General features: G+C 68.5%; 15 protein-coding genes, 4 tRNA genes and 1 pseudogene. 12 read left to right on the top strand and 8 right to left on the bottom strand.

Annotation, left to right across the window (positions count from 1 at the left end; genetic code table 11):
* From EGM46_RS06010 to EGM46_RS05995, 4 genes are all read left to right on the top strand, one after another.
* Positions 1–706, top strand: a 706-nt coding sequence (locus EGM46_RS06010) for a chromate transporter (RefSeq protein ID WP_206427513.1), incomplete at its 5' end; no start/stop codon positions are given.
* A 17-nt stretch (positions 707–723) separates the two neighbouring features.
* A complete protein-coding gene (locus tag EGM46_RS06005; protein WP_206427512.1) occupies positions 724–1,098 on the top strand; it encodes an HNH endonuclease in 375 nt (124 codons plus the stop codon).
* A gap of 229 nt (positions 1,099–1,327) precedes the next feature.
* Positions 1,328–1,927 (top strand): TetR/AcrR family transcriptional regulator, encoded by a 600-nt coding sequence (locus EGM46_RS06000; protein WP_125099248.1) that lies wholly within the window; start codon positions 1,328–1,330, stop codon positions 1,925–1,927.
* Positions 1,924–3,738, top strand: a complete 1,815-nt coding sequence (locus tag EGM46_RS05995; RefSeq protein ID WP_125099247.1) for an alpha/beta fold hydrolase — start codon at positions 1,924–1,926, stop codon at positions 3,736–3,738. Before EGM46_RS06000 ends, EGM46_RS05995 begins: the two co-directional genes overlap by 4 nt.
* A gap of 7 nt (positions 3,739–3,745) precedes the next feature.
* On the opposite strand, the gene EGM46_RS05990 is transcribed toward EGM46_RS05995, so the two are convergent.
* On the bottom strand, positions 3,746–4,156 hold the full coding sequence (locus tag EGM46_RS05990; RefSeq protein WP_125099246.1) for a winged helix-turn-helix transcriptional regulator: 411 nt from the start codon (positions 4,154–4,156) through the stop codon (positions 3,746–3,748).
* Between the two features lie 119 nt (positions 4,157–4,275).
* On the opposite strand from EGM46_RS05990, the gene EGM46_RS05985 reads away from it, so the two are divergent.
* Positions 4,276–5,202, top strand: coding sequence for a zinc-binding dehydrogenase (locus tag EGM46_RS05985; RefSeq protein WP_125099245.1), 927 nt, complete (start codon positions 4,276–4,278; stop codon positions 5,200–5,202).
* A gap of 123 nt (positions 5,203–5,325) precedes the next feature.
* Here EGM46_RS05985 and EGM46_RS05980 read toward each other — a convergent pair.
* The 3 genes from EGM46_RS05980 to EGM46_RS05970 form a co-directional block, all read right to left on the bottom strand.
* Positions 5,326–5,397 (bottom strand) — tRNA-Val (locus EGM46_RS05980).
* A 26-nt stretch (positions 5,398–5,423) separates the two neighbouring features.
* Positions 5,424–5,494, bottom strand: a tRNA-Cys gene (locus tag EGM46_RS05975).
* 53 nt (positions 5,495–5,547) lie between these two features.
* Positions 5,548–5,620 (bottom strand) — tRNA-Gly (locus EGM46_RS05970).
* 189 nt (positions 5,621–5,809) lie between these two features.
* Here EGM46_RS05970 and EGM46_RS05965 point away from each other — a divergent pair.
* Complete coding sequence (locus EGM46_RS05965) at positions 5,810–6,832, top strand: hypothetical protein (protein ID WP_125099244.1); 1,023 nt, start codon at positions 5,810–5,812, stop codon at positions 6,830–6,832.
* A 103-nt stretch (positions 6,833–6,935) separates the two neighbouring features.
* A tRNA-Val gene (locus EGM46_RS05960) sits at positions 6,936–7,011 on the top strand.
* Between the two features lie 175 nt (positions 7,012–7,186).
* Here the strand turns inward: EGM46_RS05960 and EGM46_RS05955 are convergent.
* From EGM46_RS05955 to EGM46_RS05945, 3 genes and pseudogenes are all read right to left on the bottom strand, one after another.
* Positions 7,187–7,834 (bottom strand): annotated as a pseudogene (locus EGM46_RS05955) (hypothetical protein); the annotation flags it as partial.
* Positions 7,835–8,059: 225 nt separating this feature from the next.
* A complete protein-coding gene (locus EGM46_RS05950; RefSeq protein WP_206427511.1) occupies positions 8,060–8,899 on the bottom strand; it encodes a helix-turn-helix transcriptional regulator in 840 nt (279 codons plus the stop codon).
* 130 nt (positions 8,900–9,029) lie between these two features.
* Positions 9,030–10,013, bottom strand: coding sequence for a helix-turn-helix transcriptional regulator (locus tag EGM46_RS05945; protein ID WP_125099243.1), 984 nt, complete (start codon positions 10,011–10,013; stop codon positions 9,030–9,032).
* 206 nt (positions 10,014–10,219) lie between these two features.
* Between EGM46_RS05945 and EGM46_RS05940 the strand changes: the two genes are divergently transcribed.
* From EGM46_RS05940 to EGM46_RS05920, 5 genes are all read left to right on the top strand, one after another.
* Positions 10,220–11,155: an ATP-binding cassette domain-containing protein gene (locus EGM46_RS05940; RefSeq protein ID WP_241156209.1), complete on the top strand. Its 936-nt coding sequence runs from the start codon at positions 10,220–10,222 to the stop codon at positions 11,153–11,155.
* Positions 11,152–11,934 carry a hypothetical protein gene (locus tag EGM46_RS05935; RefSeq protein WP_125099241.1) on the top strand — a complete coding sequence of 261 codons (783 nt, stop codon included), beginning with the start codon at positions 11,152–11,154 and terminating at the stop codon, positions 11,932–11,934. The genes EGM46_RS05940 and EGM46_RS05935 overlap by 4 nt, the downstream gene beginning before the upstream one ends.
* 18 nt (positions 11,935–11,952) lie before the next feature.
* Positions 11,953–12,762 (top strand): hypothetical protein, encoded by an 810-nt coding sequence (locus EGM46_RS05930; protein ID WP_125099240.1) that lies wholly within the window; start codon positions 11,953–11,955, stop codon positions 12,760–12,762.
* A 68-nt stretch (positions 12,763–12,830) separates the two neighbouring features.
* Positions 12,831–14,024, top strand: coding sequence for a sensor histidine kinase (locus tag EGM46_RS05925; protein ID WP_125099239.1), 1,194 nt, complete (start codon positions 12,831–12,833; stop codon positions 14,022–14,024).
* On the top strand, positions 14,017–14,700 hold the full coding sequence (locus EGM46_RS05920) for a response regulator transcription factor (protein ID WP_125099238.1): 684 nt from the start codon (positions 14,017–14,019) through the stop codon (positions 14,698–14,700). Before EGM46_RS05925 ends, EGM46_RS05920 begins: the two co-directional genes overlap by 8 nt.
* On the opposite strand, the gene EGM46_RS05915 is transcribed toward EGM46_RS05920, so the two are convergent.
* On the bottom strand, positions 14,658–15,101 hold the full coding sequence (locus EGM46_RS05915) for a glycosyltransferase family 2 protein (protein WP_125099237.1): 444 nt from the start codon (positions 15,099–15,101) through the stop codon (positions 14,658–14,660). The genes EGM46_RS05920 and EGM46_RS05915 overlap by 43 nt on opposite strands.
* Positions 15,102–15,235: the final 134 nt, after the last annotated feature.

The raw sequence follows: 15,235 nt of genomic DNA, 5'->3' as shown, positions 1-15,235 counted from the left end.
CGGCGCGGCCCGCGGCCCCGACCCCGGGCCGAGCCGGGCGCGAGCCGGGATCCCCATCGTCTCGCGCCGGATCGGGCTGACCGCCGCGGCGCTCCTCACCGCGCTCCTCGTCGGCCTGCCGCTTGCCGCCCGGATCTGGCCCGGCCTGCTCGTCGGCATCGCCGACGCGTTCACCCGCGCCGGTGCGCTCGTGTTCGGGGGCGGGCACGTCGTGCTCCCGCTGCTCGGGGCGGAGCCCGTGATCGCGGACGGCATCGATCCCGCGCAGTTTCTCGGGGCGTACGGTGCGGCGCAGGCCGTGCCTGGCCCGCTCTTCACGTTCGCGGCGCCGCTCGGTTTCGAGCTCGGCGCCGGGGCCGGCCTAGGCTGGGGAGCGCTCGGCACCGCAGCCCTCGCCCTCGTCGCCGTGTTCGTGCCCGGCGTGCTCTGGCTCCTCGCCGCGCTATCGGCGTGGGACGCGTTGCGCGCCCGGGCGTGGGCCGCGGCGGGGATCAGCGGCGCCAACGCCGCGGTGGTCGGCATTCTCGCCGCGGCGTTCGTCACCCCGGTCGTGCCCGCCGGCGTCACCGGATGGCTGCCGCTCGCGTTCGCGTGCCTCGTGTTCGTGCTGCTCACGCTGGCGCGGTGGCCCGCGTGGCTCGTGGTGATCGGCTGCGCCGTCGGGGGCGCGGTGGCTGCGCTCTGCGGCGTGCCGAGCGGGTGGTGAGCGCCTAGGATTGAGGGGTGCCACCCCGTCGCAGATTTCCCGTGTCGAGCAGCGCGAAGTCTCGCGCGCGTTACGCGAAGCGGCGCGAGCGGCGCCTCTCACGCGTGGACAACGACCTCACCGCAGCCGAGTGGGATGAGCTGCGCGCCGCCTGGGGCGGTTGCGCGTACTGCGGGGTGCGCGGTGCGGCGCTGCAGAAGGACTGCATCCAGCCGATCGCGCGGGGCGGCAGGTACACGCTCGAGAACGTGGTGCCGGCGTGCGCGTCGTGCAACGCGAGCAAGCACACCAACGAGGTGACCGGCTGGCTGCGCCACAAGCGGCTTGATGAGCGGGCATTTCTCCAGCGCTACGCGGAGATTATCGCGGAGCTCGCCCCGACGGTTGACTAGCTGGACCAGCGTTGCTCTGGCCGCGGCCCGGCCGGCCCGGCTGCTTCACCAGCTCCCCAACTGTGTTCGAGAGTGATCCGCTGGGTGTCAGGATTCCGGCCCGGGCTCACACATAGTGCGAGTGGGGGTGGGGTGCGAGTGAGGGTGTCGCGGCTCGGGCTGACCGGGCCAGTCGCTCGCACGGAAGCCTCGATTTGCCAAAATATATAGACTGGTCTATTTTTAATCCATGGCAACAAAAGGTGAACTCACGAAGGCCCGGCTCGCGGCGTCGATGCTGGAGCTGATCCAGATCGGCGGGTACAGCGGGACCGGCCTCAACGCAGTGACCGAGCACGCGGCGGCGCCCAAGGGTTCGGTGTACTTCCACTTTCCCGACGGGAAGGAGGGACTCGGTGTCGCAGCGGTGGAGCTCGCGGCGCGGCAGTTCGAAGCGCTGATCGCCGAGTCGGCGGCGTCCGCGAAGAACGTCGCCGAGGCGGCGCGCTCCGTGATCCTTGCCCTCGCGGCGCTCCTGGCGGACAGCGACTTCCGCGTGGGGTGCCCGGTGTCGGTGGTCACGCTCGAGATGGGGGCGGAGAGCGAGCGGCTGCGCGACGCGTGCGCCGCGGCCTTCGACTCCTGGATCGAACCCACGGCGGCGCTCCTCCAGGTGGGGGGCGTCGACGCGCAGCAGGCGAGCGCCACCGCGACCGTCGTGGTCTCCCTGATCGAGGGCGCAGTGATCGTGTCGCGCGCCCAGCTGAGCACGCGACCGCTCCTGGCCGCGGCCGACAGCGTCACCGAGCTCATCGAGCTGCGCTGCCAGACCGCTGGTGGACTCCGATGAGCGGGGCAGGGGTGGCGCGTCACGCGCTCGTGCTCGGCGCGTCCGGGCTGGTGGGCAGGCACCTCATCATGCGGCTCATCGACAGCGGCGCGCGCGTCACCGCGGCGGTGCGATCCGAGGCTTCGGGGGAGCGGATGCTGGCCTGGCTCCGCGAGCACGGGGTCACGAAGCCGGTCGGCACCGCGCTCGTCGACTTCACCGCGTCGCCGATCCTCGCGGGCGGGCCGGCCGAGTGGGCCGACGTCACGGAGATCCACAACTGTGCTGGATCATTCCGCTTCGGGATGACCGCAGCGGAAGCGCGTGGAGCGAACGTGGGGATCGTTGAGCAGCTCGTGGCGTTCGCCGCGGAGCTGCCGCTGGTGCAGCGCGTGGTGCACATCTCCGGCTATCGGGTGGGCGGCCAGGATCCGGCTCTGGTGCCGTGGAGTGATGAGTACCGTGCGGCCACCTATCGTGAGCTTGGGGCCTACGAGGCCTCCAAGGTGGAATCCGACGCGGTGTTCCAGGCCAACGCCAACGCGGCCGGGGTGCCGTGGACCATCGTGAACCCCGCGACCGTGATCGGTGACAGTGTGACGGGCGAGTCCGAGCAGCTGGTGGGGTTCGCCAGCACGATCCAGCAGCTCTGGGATGGAACGGCGACCGCGCTGCCGTCGAACGCCGACATCTTCCTGCCGGTGGTGACGGTCGACTTCCTCGCGGCGTTCATGGTGGCAGCCGCCGTTGACACCGACGCGGTGGGGCGCGCGTACTGGGTGCTCGACACCGAGACTCCGCCGCTCACCGAGCTGCTCACGCGGGTGGGGCAGCACCTCGGCGTCAAGGTTCCCCGCCTCCGGATTCCCGTCGGCCTCATCAAGCGGCTCCCCGCGCGCATCAGCGGCGTGGACCCGGAGACTCTCGGGTTCATGTCGAGTGATCGTTACCCGACGGGTCCGGCAGAGGCGCTCGCGCAGCGGCACGGGCTCCGGATGCCCGATGTGCACACCTCACTGATGCGCTGGGTCGACTACCTGGCGCTCCATCGCTTCGGCACCGCGGCGCCGGGAGCGCGCCGGTTCGTCAGCGCCGGGGGACTGCGCACCCTCGAACTGGGGGACCCGGCGGCGCCGCGTGTGGTGCTCCCCGGCCTGCCGGTCAACGCCGAGACCTGGGCAGGGGTCGCCGCCGACACCGGGGCGCGGGTGCGGGATCTCCCCGGGCTCGGGCTGAGCGGCGGCGCGGGGATCGAGGACTGGGACGCGTGGCTGCCCGCGGCTCTCGGCGAGGATCCGGTTGAGCTGATCGGGCACTCCATCGGGGCGGCTACCGCGGTGACCGCCGCGGCTCGGTTCCCCGATCGGGTGAGCGCGCTGACGCTCGTGGCTCCGTTCTTCCTGCAGCGGCTCCCCGGTTTCGGCGTGCGCATGCGCACCATGGTGCGCGAGTTCCTGCGGCACGCCAGCCCGGCGCAGCTCTCGCGCACGCTGACCGGATTCCCGGACAGCGCAGGCGCGCTCGACAGCGTGCGCAGCGATCTGTCGGCGCGAACCGCCGGGCGGGTCGCGGCGCAGCTCGCTCTCACCCACTCCCGGCAGTGGCGCGCGGAGCTGCGCGATGCGCTTGCGAGCTATCCCGGGCCGGTGCGCATCATCACGGGGAGCAACGACCCGCTCGACCCGATCGCGGCGGCGTGGGCTGAATCGCTGCCCGGCGTGACGCTGCACTCGCTCCGCGGCGCTGGCCATCACCCCCAGCTCACGCACCGCGCGGCGCTGAGCGCGGCAATCGAGGCACCCGTTCGGGAGTCGCGGTCTAGGGCCGAATGAGCCTCACTCACTTGGGGTCGGCGTGCGCGGCATCGTAGGTGTTTCGCGCGGAAACGACACGGTCCATGTGAGCTTCCGCCCACTGTTTCACCGGCTGCACCACAGCGAACAGCGAGCGGCCGAGGGGAGTGACAGCGTAGGTGACCGTCACGGGAACGGTTGCCACGACCGTGCGGGTGAGGATGCCGTCACGTTCAAGCCGGCGAACAGTCTGGGTCAGCATCTTCTGGCTGATGCCGGCGATGCGCCGCCGCAGATCCGAGTATCGCTGCGGCCCCTCTGCGAGCGCAGAGAGGATCAGCACGACCCACTTGTCGCCGAGCGTGTCGAGGAGTTGCCGGCTCGGGCACGCGGCCAGATAAGCGTCGTACGCTACCTCTGCGCTCGCTCGGCGTTCGGCTGCTGTGGTTGTCGCCATTGTGCTCCTCGTCTGCGTTCGGTGACCAACGCACCTTTAGGTGCCTACTTCCCGAAGGGGAGTGCGGTCGGACAGAGTGTACTCGGAGCGGCCAGACAGGCCCTGAAATGGAGAACAAGATGAGCGACAAGACCATGCGTGCGGCACTGGTGCGAACGCCGGGCGATGCGGACGCGATCGAGCTTGTGAGCGTCCCCACCCCGGTCCCAAGCTTCGGCGAGGTCCGAGTGCGGGTCGAAGCAGCAACGGTCAATCCCGTTGACGTGCAGACTCGGGGTGGGGTGTATCACCGGCTGGGTTGGGTCGCGTCATCCGAGGTGGGGCTGGGGTGGGACGTCGTTGGTGTGGTCGACGCTGTGGGCGACGGCGTCGCGGATCTCTCCGGGGGCGAGCGGATCGCCGCCCTGCTCGCAGGGGTCGATCGTGGGCCAGGCGCCTACGCCGAGCTGGCGATTGTTCCCGCATCGGACCTCGCCGAAGTGCCGTCAGCACTCAGCGCGGAGCTCGCGGCCACCGTTCCGTTGAACGCGCTCACCGCGCAGCAGGCGCTCGAGCTCCTCGGCGCGCCCAACGGTCGGCACCTCCTGGTCACCGGCGCTGGTGGAGCGGTAGGCGGATACGCCAGTGAGCTCGCGAGCGAACTCGGGTTCCGCGTCACAGGTCTGGCGAGGCCTGCGGACGAAGCATTTGTGGCCGGCACGGGCGCATCGTTCGTCGACACCCTCCCTGATTCACCACACTTCGACGCCGCGTTCGATGCGGCGGTGATCGGATCCGGAGTGCTGATGAGCATCCGGGATGGCGGTCACTATGTCGGCGTCGCACCGGCTGCGGTGCCCGATGCGCCCCGGGATATCACGAGCGAGGCGGTGCTGGTCGCTCCGAACGGGGCGCAGCTGTCAGCATTGCTCGACGCCGCTGCACGGGGGAGTATTACTCCCCGCGTGCACCGCACACTCCCACTGGAGCGCGCGGCCGCTGCGCACCGAGAGCTGGAGGCCGGGGGCGTGCGCGGGCGCATTGTGCTGACACCCAGCCGCACATGAGTGAGCACTGGGCGGTGCCGCCCGGCGGCTGAACTGCGCTCTGCTCAGTGCCGCTGAGCGAGCGGTGTGGCGGACACCCCAGAAACGCGTGAAGCCCCCGGCATGGCCGGGGGCTTCACTCTGTGCGCGATACTGGGATCGAACCAGTGACCTCTTCCGTGTCAGGGAAGCGCGCTACCGCTGCGCCAATCGCGCCTAGTTAAGGCTATTGAATTATAGCGAGGTGGCGACGGGATTCGAACCCGTGTATACGGCTTTGCAGGCCGCTGCCTCGCCTCTCGGCCACGCCACCGTATGGTGTTGCCACCTATTCAGATAAGCAATCAAGATAATACTGACTACCAGAGCGGATGACGAGACTCGAACTCGCGACCCTCACCTTGGCAAGGTGATGCGCTACCAACTGCGCTACATCCGCATGTTCACGGTGTCTGTTTCTGCGTTGCTGCCGTGTACTTGTATGACTATACGGGGATTTTGCGGGGGTGTGCAAATTGGGTCGGTATGCCCGGGCGTGCCGCGGCTCCACGTAAGGGATCTTCGGGGTTTCGAGTCATTTTGTGCATTCTTGGACCCGGGCCGACGCCGCGACAGTTACTGTGGTCACATGGCAAAGGCACAGCGTTCACGTCTCTGGCGCGGCCTGTGTGTGACGGTCGTCGTCCTCCTTGCGCTTTGCCTCGTGGTGGCGGTGATGTTCCGCCAGCAACTGAAGGATCACTTCGCCGCGGTGTCGTTCGATCCTGATCCCAGCGTGGAACGCGTGCTGCACGAGCTCGACCTCACGAAGCGTGGTGCGCGGGTGTTTCTCGCGACCCACCCCACAATCGACGGCAGCCAGCACTTCAATACCCAGTGCGCCGGGGTGGATCACTCCGAGCAGGGGCACGTGCTCGGGTGCTACACGCATGACCAGATCCACCTCTTCGATGTGACGGACGATCGACTCTCCGGGGTGGTCGAGGTGACTGCGGCGCACGAGCTGCTCCACGCCACGTTCGCCCGGCTGGGGGATGGGGATCGCGCAGCGCTCAGCGCGAAGCTCCGCCAGGAGTACGACAGCAGGGTCGAAAGTGATCCCGAGCTGAAGGAACGCATGTCGGTGTACGAACACCTGCCGGAGGCGGCGTTCGTGAACGAGCTGCACTCGGTGCTCGGGACCGAGGTGCGCGAGTTGCCCTTCTGGCTCGAGGAGCACTACGCCCAGTGGTTCGTTGACCGCGCCGACATCATTGACGCCTTCGCGAAGTATCACGCGGTGTTCGTGGATCTCCAGCGCCAGGCCGACGAGCTGCGCGCGGAGATGACCGAGCTCCGCGAGGACGTCGAGCGGCGGAAGAAGGAGTACGTGCTCGCCGTCGAACAGTTCAATGCCGATGCGGCCGAGTTCAGTGCGCGCAACGAGCGGTACGAGTTCTCCGACGACCCGTTCGGCTTCGATCAGCTGCGCGGGGAGCTCGAGTGGCGGCGCGGCGAGCTCGAGCGCACCCGCGTCGGGATTCAGGCCGACATTGATCGCTACAACGCGCTGCGGGATCAGCTGACGGCGCTGAGTGAAGTGAGCTCGGAACTGGACGAGTTGCTGAATAGTGACCTGGCCCCGGTCACGACACGCCCGGATGAGGGGTGAAAGACCCCCGAAAACACGCGGAACAACCCCCACGTGCGCGGGCCGTGCGCGAAGCCGTGTAGTATCGATCGAGTTGGTGCGACACCGCAAGGAACCGCAGCACGGGCGATTGGCGCAGTTGGTAGCGCGCTTCCTTCACACGGAAGAGGTCATCAGTTCGAGTCTGGTATCGCCCACCAGAGTGTCGATTGTTCAAACATGCGACGCGACATCCTCACCCGCGAGCACGCTGGATTCAGAAGCCAGTGGTGACGCGTGGACTGCCGGGTCGAGCAGCGTGTCGAATGGCGCGCCGGGCTCTGCCTCCACCCGTTCTGGGCTCTTTCGGACTCGTTCGCCGGTGGCTTGGGCGACCTCGACCTCGCCGATTCCGCGATGCTCTGTCGCGTCGGGATTGTCCGGTCCGTGGAGGAGGACGTGGGCGAGCTCGTGCACGAGAGTCTTCACCTAGGCGGCGTCGAGGATGTTCTCCCGGGCCGCCACCGTCTTCGCACCAAAGTCGGTGAGGCCGTTGGCTCCGTGGATCATGCCCTCGTGCGGCACCCGCATCACGGTGAACCCTTGCGCCTCGACTTGCGCGGTGATGCCCTCCCAAAGTCCGTCGGGGGCTTCGCCTTCGAGTAGCCGCGGGGACGGCGGTGTAGGGATCGGGTCGCCGGCGGTTTGCGAGAGATCCCAGACGTAGGCGGGTCGGACACCGACCATGCGCGACCGCACCGCCCCGCCGGGCTTCGGACTCTCGAACCTGCCAAGCCTGCGCCACGACTCCGCCACATACGACGGCACCGGCTCAGGTACCGGGCCTGCCTCGAACGCCGCCTGATGCTGCACAAAGATCAGCAGCGTGTTGTTGAACGAGCGGGCGCGGAACCTGGCCGCGAAAGCCAACGCCCGCTTCCCGCCCTCACCCGACACCGGCGACTCCACCGCATCAGTGAGTTGTTCGTGAAGCGCGTCGAGCTTCGCATCGCGCGCCGCGCGGGCTTCCTCGGTGGTTGCCATGGTGGTCCTCCGTCCGCGAGGCTCCGCACACGGCGGGTGACCTCTGCGACCAGAAGGTGCGCGAAGGAACTCAGGAAACGCAATCGAGACGGACGACGGACAGATTGTGAGCGACCGTCAGGTGCATCACTGAACCCGACGTGGTCACCCACCACTCCCTCAGCAGCAGGAAGCCTGGAGATCCGAGCATCGAATCATGGTCGTTTCACCCGGACGCACGCGCGTTCACTCGGGGTACGACGGCGACAGACGCTGCTGGCTGATCCGGCGATACTCGCTCGGAGTGATCCCGATGCTCCGTCGAAACTGCTGGGCTGCGAAGTCAGGATCACCCCAGCCGACAGAAGCCGCAATGACTGAGATCGGCGATTCCGTGGCTTTCGACAAGTTCGCCATTCGCTCCGCACGCAACATCGTCAGATACGCGATCGGTGACTTCCCGAACGCATCAGTGAATACCCGGCGCAGCTGCGAGGAATACAGGTGCACCGCGTCAGCCAGCTCAGGCATTGACCAGCGTCGATCCATTGCAGTGGCAAGGAGATCGGCGACGCTTCGTACTTCAGGGCGAAGGGGCCGAAACATACGATGCCGCGGAGTCGACGGTACGGCCGGGCTCCGCTGGGTCAACGTGACCCGTTGGCCGGTGATAGCAGGATAGGGAACGATGACATCGAGGACAGCTGAGAGCAGAGCCTGCGCTCGATAGCAGGGCTCTGCGCATGGACCCTCAACGCTCAAGGCCGCGAGTTCATCCAGCCACGGCATCAGCAATCCGGCGCGGTCCTCACAGATCCTGACGAGCTGCGCGGGCTCGGCATAGATCGTTTTGAGAAAGCTACGAGCGTCGAGCCGATCCTTGAACTTTGCGGCGTATTGCCAGAACACCTGATCGATCACCGAGCCACGGTCGAGATACGCGGTTGTAGCCGTTCCCCACCCCTCAGGCTCAGCTCCGCAGAGGGTGCTGTCGGCGAGCACGATGTCATCGCCGAGGCGTGCATGTTGACAGCCGAACTCGCTGAACAGCCGAGCACTCCCGGCCCGCACAATGATGAACTCCACATAGTCAAATTCGATCGGTTGGATCGGACGATAGTCGGTTCGTGTGCGGGTGACGATGGGCGAGAACGAGGTTCCGCTCTCTACAGACCGGCTGTCTTTCGAGGCAGAGAAGGCCCCTTGCGCGCGGATGTCAAGACTGTTCCGATGTTGCTCGCTTGTACGCGCGGGCGGCGGCGGCAGCAGGGAAGAACGAGACGATGACCCAGAGGAGAATCCAAGCCACGGCCACTCCCAGAAGTACAGCGGCAGTGGTGCTGAGTTCGGTAACGGCGAGTACGCTGGCCACGACTCCAGCCCCGATTGCCCCGATTCCACCGATGTACAGGTATGGGGCAGTCGCTTTGTGGACGGCGATCCAGGCGTTCTTGTCGTGCAGAGTGAGAGCGGTGCGGTAGCCGAAGATCCATTGCTGGCGAAGAGTTCCGCGCTGACTCGCTCGGGCCCACCACAGCACCAGCATGCCGAGCAGGACCACGAGCACAGCACCGATGAGTTGAGGCATGGTGACTCCTCCGTGGATATTGAAGAACCGTTGTGGCTTCCGATTCCACGTTACGAGTCTCGGACAGTGGCAGGCCACCAACCACGGGTTGAATGACTCCTGCCGCCTGCGCATCCCAGAACGGCGTTGGCGTGGCTGCAGGCCGGTTAAGTTGCCCAGTCGATGAGCGTGGATGACCGCCTGTGCACGGTCGCGGAGACCGAGTTTGCCGAACACCTTATTGATGTGGCTCTTGACGGTTGCCGGCGAGAGAAGGAGCCGTGCGCTGATCTCCGCATTGGTCATGCCCGTGGCGATCGCGAGGAACACGTCGTACTCGCGAGGACAGAGAACATCGAGTGCGCTACGAGGTTCCGGCGACGGTCGCGCTTGTTCTGCGAGGGCGTGGTCGATGAGTTTGCGTGTGATGCGCGGTTCTCCGACAGCGTCTCCCTGGTGGACGGTGCGGATCGCGCGGGGACCGTTCGGGATCGGCGCACCGGACTGGGCGAGCGTGACGGGAAGGCCCGTTGCCCGGAACACTTCGATGCTCTCTTCGAGCGGAGGCAAGTCATAGCCGGAACGATGTTGAGCTTCGTCGAGTTCCGCGTCGCTCAGAACCCTTGAGCACACGGCGAATCAAGGATTTCAGCGCCGGGCGCTTGTGTGAGAATCGCCCGGGCGGGCCCACTGAAAGAAGGCCCCCGGGATTGCCCGGGGGCCTTTTCATTTCCCGGTGAGGTGCGCCCGAGCTCAACCCGTGGGTGGCAGTGCAGCCCGGAGCCGGCTCCGTAGCGTGAATACGACAAGCAATTCACCGGATGCAACGGAGGTCGGACGTGAGTGTGCAGGTGCAGGCGCTCAGCAAGCGCTACGGGACGAAGTGGGCCCTACGGGATCTGACGTTTGAGGTGAAGCCGGGCCGCGTGACCGGCTTTCTCGGGCCCAACGGATCGGGGAAGTCCACGACGATCCGCGCGATTGTCGGGCTGGACCGCCCCACCGCGGGCGAGGCCCTGATCGGCGGGAAACCGTACGCGAAACTCCGTGCGCCACTGCGGGAGGTGGGCACGCTCCTCGACGGGAGGTCGGCGCACCGCTCGCGTCGCGCGATCGACCACCTCCGCGCCGTGGCCGTGACGCACGGCATCTCGCGCCGTCGCATCACTGAGGTGATCGAGCTGACGGGCCTCGGGGAGGCCGCGACGCGCAAGGTGGGCGGCTTCTCGCTCGGTATGACCCAGCGGCTTGGGATCGCGGTGGCGCTGCTCGGCGACCCGCACACGCTGATTCTCGATGAGCCGGTGAACGGGCTCGACCCGCAGGGCGTCGCGTGGATGCGTGAGCTGCTCGCCCACCTCGCGACGGAGGGGCGCACGGTCTTTCTCTCCTCTCACCTCCTGAGCGAGCTCGCGCTCGTGGCGGAGCACATTGTGGTGATCGGTCGCGGGGAGTTGATCGCTGACGCGCCGCTGTCGGAGCTCACCGCGCCAGCACACCGCGTCGCGGTCCGCTCCGCGCAGTTGCCCGAGCTGATGCGGCTCTTGGGTGCGCCCGGCGTGACGTCGGTGACGCGCGACGCGGAGCGGGCGGAGATCTCGGGGCTGTCCGCTGACACGATCGCGGAGCGTGCCGCGGCCGCCGGAATCGTGCTGCTCGAACTCGCACCGATCCATCGCACCCTCGAGGAGGCGTACACCGAGCTGACGCGCGGCGCGGTCGAGTACCGCGCGGGCGGCACTCTGGAGACCGGCACCGGGGAACCGATCCGATGAGTGAAGCCAAGCTGACGGAAGCCGCGCCCACCGCAGCGCGGGCGATGCGTGCTGAGTGGGTGAAGTTTCGGACGCTTCATTCGTACCTGGTGACCTCGCTGTCGGCGTTCGTCCTGATCGTGGGCATGGCGGCCATGCTCGTGTGGGTCCGCACGGGCGATGCGGCGGCGGTGACGCTGACCGAGTTGCTCACCGGGGTCTCCTGGGCGCAACTCATCGTCGCGGTGCTCGCGACGGTGTTCGCATGCGGAGAGTGGACCTCGGGGACCGCGCAGATCAGCTTTCTCGCGGTGCCGCGCCGCTGGCACGTGCTGCTGGGGAAAGCCGTCGCGCTCGCGGGCGTCGCGTTCGGGGTCGGCGCGCTCGGTGCCGGCTGCGCCGTCGCGCTCGGGGTCGTCGTGGGGCAGATGACTCTGGGCAGTGCGTCGCTCGGCGTTCGCGTGGCGCTCGGCGCGGGTGTCTACCTCGCCGGCATCGCGGTGCTCTCGGCCGGCATCGCGGTGGTCGTTCGCAACGTGGTGGGCGCGATGCTCACCGTCATCGGCTTCGTCTGGGGCCTCCCCATGGGGATCACGCTCGTGCCCGTTGTCGCGGTGCAGCGCGCGGCGTCCTATCTTCCTGCCCCGGCGGGAGGTCAACTCCTCGCTGGCGGCCGACTCCTCGCGGACGGCCCCGGTGCCGCGGCGCTCACGCCGCTCGCTGGGGGAGCCGTGCTGTGGGCGTGGGCGCTCGCCTCGCTCGTTGCCGCGGCCCTCGTGCTCCACCGCCGTGATGTGTAACAGAAAGCAGATGCAATCATGACTCTTCACACGAAACCCCTCGCCGCACAGCCCCGATTCCGCGGCGCGATCCGCGCGGAGTGGGTGCAGCTGTGGTCGCTCGTCTCTCGTCGCGTGATCATGGGGGTCGCCTTCCTGGTGATCGTCGGTTCGGGGGCCCTCCTGTCGGCAGCGCTGATCGCGCGGCTCACGGACGAGCGGTTCGCCGGGCAGGAGATCTCCGCGACGCCGATGATGTTCGTCGACGCCGTGCTCTGGGCGCAGATCGCGATGGTGATCCTCGCGGTGCTGTCCGTGACCGGGGAGTACGGTTCCGGCCACGTGCGGCAGTCACTGCTCGCGTTTCCCACGCGGAGCCCGTGGCTCGTGGGCAAGCTCGGGGTGGTGGGGGCCGTGGGGTGCGTTGTCGGCGCTCTGGGCGCCGCCGCATCTCTCGCCCTTTCGGTACTCATTCTGCGCGGCAGCGAGGTGCAGTACACGTTCGACTGGGCTGAGGCGGCGTCCCTCAGCGCGCGCTCGGGACTCTACCTCGCGCTGATCGGGATCCTCGCAGCGGCGGTCGCGATGACGATCCGGCACACCGTCGCAGCGTTGAGCGCCGTTCTCGCGCTCACGCTCGTGGTGCCGCCGGTGCTCTCCTCGATCCCGGTCGTGAACATCGCCGCGGATTTCCTCCCCACCATCGCGGGTCGGCGACTCATTTCGAACTTCGATACGCTCGCCGGGCTCAGCGACTGGCAGGGGGGAGCGGTGCTGGGTGCCTGGGTGCTCGCGGCCGTCATCGCCGCGTGGACGCTGCTGAAGCTGCGGGACGCCACCGACAACTGAGTAGTGGGGCCGTCAGCGACAATGGGGGGAGAGGCCAGCGCGGCAGCGCGGCCGGCTGAGGAGGACGCATGGCTGACGACCTGACGCTGCGCGCCGCCGATCTCCGGCGGCGGCCGTCGGCGGTTCGCGCGTGGCTGCGCCGCCACCCGGAGGTGGGGGACACCGTGGTTGTGCTCCTCGCCTGCGGGCCGCACCTCGCCGCGCTGCTGCTCCGCGCGTACGACTTCGGCTGGTGGGCCGTTCCGCTCCTGGCCGTCACCGCCGCCGCACTGTTCCTCCGCCGACGCTACCCGTTTCCCGTGCTGGTGATCGTTGCGCTCGCGTGCGCATTCAGTCCGCTCGCGCGCCCGGGAGCCGCGTTCCCCATGCTCCCGTTCGCCTTCGCCCTGTACACCGTCGCGGCCACGCAGCCGCTCGCGCGCGCCATCGCCGGCTACGGCGTCGGCATTGCGGCGAGCGTGCTCGCGACCATTCCGTTCTCGCTCGCCGGAGTCACGCCGCCACGCGTCACGCTCGAACCCTTCGTGCTGATCGCGTTCACCGCCGGGGTGATCGTGCAGAGCCGCCGCGAGCGGACCGCGCGCGTCGTCGACCTCGTCAACGAGCGCATCGAGCGGGCGGCGCTCACCGAGCGCACCAGGATCGCCGCCGAAATGCACGATGTGGTCGCGCACGCGCTCACCGTGATCGTGTCGCTCGCGAACGGCGCGGTCAGCGCGCGCGAGCGGCAGCCGGCGCGCGCTGACGCCGCGGTGGAGCGCATCGCGACCGTTGGCCGGGACGCGCTCGGCGACATGCACCGCACCCTCAGCATGCTCCGGCGCACCGACGCGACGCTCGACGCTGAGCTGATGCACTCCGGGGACAACCTCCCCAGCCTCGACGAACTCATCGCGGGGTTTCGCGCCGCGGGACTGCCCGTCGAACTGACGCTCGCGGGCGAGCCGATCCCGGACGATCTCGCACTGCGGCAGGCGCTCTATCGCATCGTGCAGGAGTCGCTCACGAACACCCTCAGGCACGCGACGGAACCCACGCGCGTCGAGGTGACGATCCTGCACGAACGGGGCCGGGTCTCGATCCGGATCGAGGACGATGGCGCGCCGCACGCTGCCGTCGTGCTGCCCGGGCACGGACTCGTCGGGATCCAGGAGCGCGCCCGCGCGCTCGGCGGAAGCGCGGAGTCGGGGCCGCTCCCCGGGCGCGGCTGGCGCACGAGCGCACAGTTGCCCACCGAGACGACGGAGATCCACCATGACTGACGCGCCCATTCGCGTGCTGCTCGTCGACGACCACGAGCTCATCCGCGCCGGCAACGCCCTCGTGCTGGAGAGCACGGGCGACCTCATGGTCGTCGGCGAGGCGGGGACCGGCGAGGAAGCGGTCGCGCGGGCCACCGAGCTGGCACCGGACATCGTGCTCATGGACGTGCGGATGCCGGGCATGGGAGGAATCGAGGCGACGCAGCGGATCACGTCCGCGCTGCCCGAGACCAGGGTGATTGTCCTCACCACCTTCCACCTCGACGCCTATGTGTTCGAGAGCCTCCGAGCCGGGGCGAGCGCGTTCCTCCTGAAAACAGCGACCCCGACACAGCTCGTGGACGCCATTCGCACCGTGGCGGCGGGGGAGAGCGTGCTCGATCCGCGGGTGACGACGCGGCTGATCGAGTCCTGGGTGGCGGCCGAGCCGAAGCCCGCGGTGGCGGAGCAGCCGTCGCCGGCCGCGGTCCTCTCGCCGCGGGAGTACGAGGTGTTCCGCGCGGTCGTCGTTGGCCTGACGAACTCCGAGATCGCCGCCGCGCTGTTCCTCAGCACGGCGACCGTGAAGACGCACGTCAACCGCATTCTCGCCAAGCTGCAGGCCCGCGATCGGGTGCAGCTCGTGATCCTCGGCTACGAGCACGGGGAGCTGCCGCCCGCGCGGCACGACGTGTAGGGGAGCGGTGCACTGGGATACTCGACGGGTGTCAGATTTCTCCGCACCTGTCGCGAAGCGTCCCGAGACTCCGGCGCCCGCGCGCGCTGCGACGCCCGGCCGCGGCGCGCGTAGGTGATGCCGGTGCGCGGCTCGTGCACGACGCGGACGAGCGGAGCGCGCTCGGCGACCGCGGCGCTCGCGTCGGTGCTGCCGTTCTCGACCACGATGATCTCTTCGGGGGAGACGGTCTGCCGCGATAGCGCACGCAGGCAGCGCTCGGGCATACGCTCCTCGTCGAGCACGGGGATGACGACGGACACGGAGGGCAGCGGGGCCTGCGCGGCCCGGGTGCTCGGCTTCTGAGCGCTCGCGTGCGGGGTGTGGTCTCGGCGGGCGGTGGTGCGTGACGGACGTGCCATTGGCGCGGGGATCCTCGCTGCATCGGGAGACCGTCTGTGGTGCGGTGGTTCGCCCGAACTGCGAGCCTCGTGAGCCTGGTCCGCCATGAGCCTGGTCAGGGACCGGGTGGCCTCCCGGTCAGCGGTATGCAGCC

The sequence above is a fragment of the Leucobacter chromiireducens genome, assembly GCF_003917135.1.
Taxonomy (GTDB): domain Bacteria; phylum Actinomycetota; class Actinomycetes; order Actinomycetales; family Microbacteriaceae; genus Leucobacter; species Leucobacter chromiireducens_A.
The sequence above is the reverse complement of the archived record's forward strand: the minus strand, read 5'-3'. Positions and strand labels throughout refer to the sequence as shown.

What these genes read in the sequence shown, in the direction of transcription:
- EGM46_RS06000 (WP_125099248.1), top strand. Translation starts at nt 1,328, where the DNA reads ATGGCAACAAAAGGTGAACTCACGAAGGCCCGGCTCGCGGCGTCGATG.
- EGM46_RS05995 (WP_125099247.1), top strand. Translation starts at nt 1,924, where the DNA reads ATGAGCGGGGCAGGGGTGGCGCGTCACGCGCTCGTGCTCGGCGCGTCC.
- EGM46_RS05990 (WP_125099246.1), bottom strand. Translation starts at nt 4,156, where the DNA reads ATGGCGACAACCACAGCAGCCGAACGCCGAGCGAGCGCAGAGGTAGCG.
- EGM46_RS05985 (WP_125099245.1), top strand. Translation starts at nt 4,276, where the DNA reads ATGAGCGACAAGACCATGCGTGCGGCACTGGTGCGAACGCCGGGCGAT.
- EGM46_RS05965 (WP_125099244.1), top strand. Translation starts at nt 5,810, where the DNA reads ATGGCAAAGGCACAGCGTTCACGTCTCTGGCGCGGCCTGTGTGTGACG.
- EGM46_RS05935 (WP_125099241.1), top strand. Translation starts at nt 11,152, where the DNA reads ATGAGTGAAGCCAAGCTGACGGAAGCCGCGCCCACCGCAGCGCGGGCG.
- EGM46_RS05930 (WP_125099240.1), top strand. Translation starts at nt 11,953, where the DNA reads ATGACTCTTCACACGAAACCCCTCGCCGCACAGCCCCGATTCCGCGGC.
- EGM46_RS05925 (WP_125099239.1), top strand. Translation starts at nt 12,831, where the DNA reads ATGGCTGACGACCTGACGCTGCGCGCCGCCGATCTCCGGCGGCGGCCG.
- EGM46_RS05920 (WP_125099238.1), top strand. Translation starts at nt 14,017, where the DNA reads ATGACTGACGCGCCCATTCGCGTGCTGCTCGTCGACGACCACGAGCTC.
- EGM46_RS05915 (WP_125099237.1), bottom strand. Translation starts at nt 15,101, where the DNA reads ATGGCACGTCCGTCACGCACCACCGCCCGCCGAGACCACACCCCGCAC.